At 62.3% G+C, this 5,330-nt stretch carries 8 protein-coding genes and 1 pseudogene; 8 read left to right on the top strand and 1 reads right to left on the bottom strand.

Features of this window, described 5'->3' with window-relative positions:
- The coding region (locus EOA36_RS26420; protein WP_127280063.1) for a DUF2269 family protein at window positions 1-339 on the bottom strand (339 nt) is incomplete at its 3' end.
- A 327-nt stretch (window positions 340-666) separates the two neighbouring features.
- On the opposite strand from EOA36_RS26420, the gene EOA36_RS26425 reads away from it, so the two are divergent.
- From EOA36_RS26425 to EOA36_RS38960, 8 genes and pseudogenes are all read left to right on the top strand, one after another.
- The gene (locus EOA36_RS26425) at window positions 667-1,047 is read left to right on the top strand and encodes a hypothetical protein (RefSeq protein WP_023771684.1); all 381 of its coding nucleotides are present in this window, start codon (window positions 667-669) and stop codon (window positions 1,045-1,047) included.
- 384 nt (window positions 1,048-1,431) lie between these two features.
- On the top strand, window positions 1,432-1,965 hold the full coding sequence (locus tag EOA36_RS26430) for a DUF1465 family protein (protein WP_127280064.1): 534 nt from the start codon (window positions 1,432-1,434) through the stop codon (window positions 1,963-1,965).
- Window positions 1,966-2,059: 94 nt separating this feature from the next.
- A complete protein-coding gene (gene ruvC / locus EOA36_RS26435; RefSeq protein ID WP_127280065.1) occupies window positions 2,060-2,569 on the top strand; it encodes a crossover junction endodeoxyribonuclease RuvC in 510 nt (169 codons plus the stop codon).
- A gap of 56 nt (window positions 2,570-2,625) precedes the next feature.
- Complete coding sequence (locus EOA36_RS26440) at window positions 2,626-2,895, top strand: AbrB/MazE/SpoVT family DNA-binding domain-containing protein (protein WP_127280066.1); 270 nt, start codon at window positions 2,626-2,628, stop codon at window positions 2,893-2,895.
- Entirely contained in the window at window positions 2,873-3,292 is a 420-nt protein-coding gene (locus EOA36_RS26445) for a type II toxin-antitoxin system VapC family toxin (RefSeq protein WP_127280067.1), read from the top strand. Before EOA36_RS26440 ends, EOA36_RS26445 begins: the two co-directional genes overlap by 23 nt.
- A gap of 27 nt (window positions 3,293-3,319) precedes the next feature.
- The gene (ruvA, locus tag EOA36_RS26450; RefSeq protein WP_127280068.1) at window positions 3,320-3,940 is read left to right on the top strand and encodes a Holliday junction branch migration protein RuvA; all 621 of its coding nucleotides are present in this window, start codon (window positions 3,320-3,322) and stop codon (window positions 3,938-3,940) included.
- 43 nt (window positions 3,941-3,983) lie between these two features.
- Window positions 3,984-5,021 carry a Holliday junction branch migration DNA helicase RuvB gene (gene ruvB / locus EOA36_RS26455; protein ID WP_127280069.1) on the top strand — a complete coding sequence of 346 codons (1,038 nt, stop codon included), beginning with the start codon at window positions 3,984-3,986 and terminating at the stop codon, window positions 5,019-5,021.
- A 200-nt stretch (window positions 5,022-5,221) separates the two neighbouring features.
- Window positions 5,222-5,330, top strand: a pseudogene (locus EOA36_RS38960) (metallophosphoesterase); the annotation flags it as partial.

A 5,330-nucleotide genomic window follows, 5' to 3' on the forward strand; every position in this document is an offset into this window, starting at 1 on the left:
CCTGGCGATCATCGCGCCCATGCGGTCGGCAGTCGGCTTGAAAACGAACATTCCGATGCAGAAGGTCGTGGCGTAGCCGGCAAGGCCGATCAGGACCCAGAGCTCGGAGAAGCCGACCCAGAACGAGCACATGATCAATCCGAAGGCCAATGTCAGCATCGACATCGGCGCGAAGAAGCGGTTGCCCAGCTCGCCGGTGGCGCGCATCGCCTGCAGCGTTCCCTGGATGTTGCCGGCTCGATCCGCCAGCGTCGCCAGCACCATCAGCGTGAAGCCGCCGCCGACCCAAAGCGTTGCCGAAAGGATGTGCAGCAATTTGACGATGGAATACCAATCCATGGCTTTCTCCCCGATGCCCAATGGTTGCTGGCGAGGGCGGGCCATTGCCCGTCCGCTTCGCCGCCGCCGCGTTTAGCGCCGCGGTTGTTTCGGGACGATGTCGTGGAAAAACCGGCTGTGTTTCAGGCCGCCGGCTAACGAAAGGCGTCGCTAATATGATGAAGGCGCCGCCCGGCTTTCTGCTATTGTCGGCATTGTCGGGGGGCGTGACATCGTCCGGAAACAATGCCGATGCTAGTGCCGACGGCGGAGGTCCGGCGGCGGCAGCGCTTGCCTGACGATCAACTCATTCCCAACTTGGGAAAAGGCAATTCGGGGGACTAATATATGCAAGGGGTAGCACGGAATTTCTTCACGCTGGCGATCATCTACGCGCTGTGCGGCATGGCACTCGGCATTCACATGGCGATCAGCGAAGACCATGGTCAGATGCCGACCCACGCCCACACGATGGTGGCTGGCTGGCTTATGTCGGCGGTCTTCGCGTTCTTTTACCACCTGTTTCCGGCTGCCGGGCAAAAGACGCTGGCCCTCGTCCATTTCTGGCTGACGGCGATCAGCGGCATCGGGCTCATGATCGGCCTTTATATACTGCTTGCCGGAAATCCGGGGATCGAGCCGTTGCTGGGGATATCTTCGATCGGCTTCTACGCAGGCATGCTGCTGTTCGCCTTCATCGCCTTGCCGGTGGTGTGGAAAAAGGCCTGAGTGAGGCCGAAACCTTGCCTGTGCGGCTGTGCTGTTACGGCACAGGAGTAGTGTGTAGGGTCAAAAAATATCAGGGATGTTAAGGGTCCATTAAGCTTTACAGGCGTTTACTATGTGCATCCAGTGATCTGGATTCTTACCGAGTGGTTGGAGCCACTTTGTTTGACGCCTCCCTGTTAAACTCCTGAGAGCCGCCTTATCCGCGGCTCTTTTTTTGTCCGCATTCCGGTGGCATCCCGCGACGCCGGTCGCTGTTAACCTTCTGTTAAACATGTGCTTGCCTTCACCCCGGACGAAGCGCATTTTCAAGCTTCAGTTTTATAGGGTCACGGGTGTATCGGCAGAGAGCCGAATCGGCCGGTTGCAAGTGCAGGGGCGTTATCAATGAACGAGCCGTCGAAAGGCGTTGTGAAAACCGTCAAGCTGGCGGAACGCCGGGTGTTTTCGCACTCCTTCAAACCGCTTTACCAGGAAGGCATGGGCCTGGTCGAACAGGCGGCGGAGTATCTCGACGGCAAGGGCCGGGCCGAGGCCAAGAAACTGTCGCGGCTGGCAGCCACGCTCTACGCGGCCGAGTCGATGCGGCTGACCACCAGGCTGATGCAGGTTGCCTCGTGGCTGCTTTTGCAGCGCGCGGCGAATTCCGGCGAGATGACCCGCGACCAGGTCGCTTCGGAAAAGTCCAAGGTGCGCCTCGACACCGCTTCCGCCCATGACGAGGCGGCCGGCTGGGCCGAACTGCCGAGCGATTTTCTCGACCTCGTCAACCGGTCGCTGCGCCTTCAGGCATTGGTGCGCCGCATGGACGAAGAGATCTACGGCGCCGGCGCGATGGTCGACATGCAGCCCGTGGCTCGCCGGCCCAATCCGGTCTCCGACCAGATCAGCCTGCTCAACACCGCCTTCGCCCGCAACTGAGAAACTTCGAAGCCTTCCCCAGTTGGCGGGGTGGGCGTTTCCGGTTTGTTCACTTTTCGCTGGCATCGCTGTCCGCCGGAGGTACACTCACGGCATGGGGGACGCGATTCGCATCATCGGTATCGATCCGGGGCTCAGGCGCACCGGCTGGGGCATCGTCGAGAGCCTCGGCAATTCCTTGCGCTTCGTCGCTTCGGGCACCGTGCGCTCCGAGGACAAGGCGGCGCTGGCGACGCGGCTCTGCCAACTGCATGACGGGCTCGCCGAAATCCTGCATCAGGCCATGCCGCATGAGGCCGCGGTCGAACAGACCTTCGTCAATAAGGACGCCGTTGCGACGCTGAAGCTCGGCCAGGCACGCGGCATCGCCATGCTGGTGCCGGCGCGCGCCGGCCTCGTTGTCGCCGAATATGCGCCAAACGCGGTGAAGAAGGCGGTGATCGGCGTCGGCCACGGCGACAAGAAGCAGATCCACATGATGGTGAAGGTGTTATTGCCGAAGGCGGCCTTCGACACCGAACACGCCGCTGACGCGCTGGCCATTGCGATTTGCCACGCGCATCACCGGCAAAGTGCCGCCTATAGGCTGGCGCTCGCCGGTTAGTGATGTTCTTGACTTGTTCACGGCTATAGGGTAGGTAATACCTTTGAGGTATTACCATGCGCGTCACCGTCAAGGGGCAGGTCACGATCCCCAAACCTATAAGGGACCATCTGGGCATAGGCCCAGGCTCCGAGGTGGAGTTCGTGGCCACCAATGGGGACGTTCGGCTGGTTGCCGTCGACGGGGACCTCTCCGAGGAGGAGAAATTGCGCAGGTTCAGCGATGTTCTCGACCAAATGGAGGGGACATTGGATCTAGGAGGCATGACCAGCGACCAGTACATGGAGTGGTTGAGAGGCCCGCGTGAAGATCTCGACGTTGATTGACACGAATGTCCTGATCGATGTTTGGGGGCCAACTGGGCCTCTGAAAAAATGGTCAGCGTCTAAAATCACCTTGTGCCGAGGCGACGGCGCATTGGTCGTCAATGCCATCGTCTGGTCCGAGTTGGCGCCGCTGATCGCGACGGAGACGGCGCTTCGAAAAGCAGTCGACATGCTCGAGATGGATCGCGAACTTGTACCTTGGGACGCGGCATTCCTTGCGGGCGTCACGCATTCCCGCTATCGCCGGGCCGGCGGTGTTCGGGAGCGCACTCTGCCTGATTTCTTTATTGGCGCTCATGCGACCGTTGCCGGACATCGTCTTTTGACCCGAGACGCAGCACGGTATCGCAGTTACTTCCCCGATCTCGATATCATCTCTCCGGAAACGCACCCATGAGGGCCTATCTTCCATGAAAGATCTGGCATGATCGGCAAGCTCAAGGGCACGCTCGATGAGATCGACGAAGACCATTGTCTCGTCGATATCCATGGCGTCGGCTATGTCGCTTACTGCTCGACCCGCACGCTTGCCGCGCTGCCTTCGCCCGGCGAAGCGGTGGTGCTGTTCATCGAGACATATGTGCGCGAGGACATGATCCGGCTCTATGGTTTCCAGTCGCAGCTCGAGCGCGAATGGTTTCGGCTGCTGATGAACAATGTGCCGGGTGTCGGCGCCAAGGTGGCGCTGGCCATACTGTCGACGCTGGCGCCGGCCGACCTCGCCAATGCGATCGCGCTGCGCGACATCGCCATGGTTTCCCGCGCGCCCGGCGTCGGCAAGAAGGTGGCCGAGCGCATCGTCACCGAATTGAAGGCCAAGGCACCGGCCTATGCCGGCGCTGCCTCCGGTACGATCGGGCTGAAGCAGGAGCTCGGCGAAGGCGTGGCGCCTGCGCCGATCACCGACGCCGTCTCGGCGCTGGTCAATCTCGGCTATTCCCGCGACACCGCCGCCAATGCGGTATCGGCGGCGCTGAAGACGGCAGGAGAGGGAGCCGATGCCTCCAAGCTGATCCGTTTCGGGCTGAAGGAACTGGCGCGGTGAGCCTTCGCTTGTCCGGGGCGCTACCCTGTGCGAGGAAGGCCCCATGAGCCTTTCCCCCCGTCTCATTGCTCCGGAAAAACGCGGCGAGGATGCCGAGCAGACCTTGCGGCCGCAGACGCTCGACGATTTCGTCGGCCAGGCGGCGGTTCGGGCAAACCTCAAAGTCTTCATCGAGGCCGCCAAGGGCCGCAAGGAGGCGCTCGACCACGTGCTGTTCGTCGGACCGCCGGGGCTGGGCAAGACGACGCTGGCGCAGATCATGGCGCGCGAACTCGGCGTCAATTTCCGCTCGACCTCCGGGCCGGTCATCGCCAAGGCCGGCGATCTCGCGGCACTGCTGACCAATCTCGAAGAAGGCGATGTGCTGTTCATCGACGAGATCCACAGGCTCAACCCGGCGGTGGAGGAAATCCTCTATCCGGCGATGGAGGATTTCCAGCTCGACCTGATCATCGGCGAGGGACCGGCGGCGCGTTCGGTCAAGATCGACCTTGCCCGTTTCACGCTGGTGGCAGCCACCACGCGGCTCGGCCTGCTCACCAATCCGCTGCGCGACCGGTTCGGCATCCCGGTGCGGCTCAATTTCTACACGGTCGAGGAGTTGGAGCAGATCGTGCGGCGCGGCGCCCGCATCCTGCAGATGCCGCTCGGCGACGACGGTGCACTCGAGATCGCCCGGCGCGCGCGCGGCACGCCGCGCATTGCCGGGCGGCTGTTGCGGCGCGTGCGCGATTTCGCCTCGGTCGCCGGCGACGGCCATGTCGACCGCCTGATCGCCGACGAGGCCTTGACCCGGCTCGAAGTCGATGCGCTCGGCCTCGACGCGCTCGACCGCCGCTATCTCAGCATGATCGCCCGCAATTTCGGCGGCGGGCCGGTGGGAATCGAGACGATCGCGGCGGGCTTGTCCGAGCCGCGCGACGCCATCGAGGACATTATCGAGCCCTATCTGATCCAGCAGGGCTTCATCCAGCGCACGCCGCGTGGCCGCATGCTGACCGCCAATGCCTGGCGCCATCTCGGCCTTGATGCGCCGAAGGACCTGGCGCAGCAGCAGATCAGCCTGTTCCAGGAAGAATAGCGGGGCAATCGATCAGTCACGGGTTCCCGGACCAGTGATCAAGCATCAGTGAACGGGCCTGCGCAAATTCTCCTCATCTTTGCCGGCTTACCGGCGTATTCCTGGATTGTATCGGGTTCGCTGCCTCCATGCATGTCGTCCGCCCAAACCAGGATCGACACGCACCAGCGCATGCCGAAATGAGGTGCCGGAGCCACTCAATGATAACCAGACGCGGGTTCATGCGCTTTATCGGCGGGTCGCTGCTGTCGGTCGCCTCGTTCAGCGCCTACGCCGTCGGCATCGAGCCGATGCTGCTGACGCATGTGA

It is taken from the genome of Mesorhizobium sp. M8A.F.Ca.ET.021.01.1.1 (assembly GCF_003998025.1).
Taxonomy (GTDB): Bacteria; Pseudomonadota; Alphaproteobacteria; order Rhizobiales; family Rhizobiaceae; genus Mesorhizobium.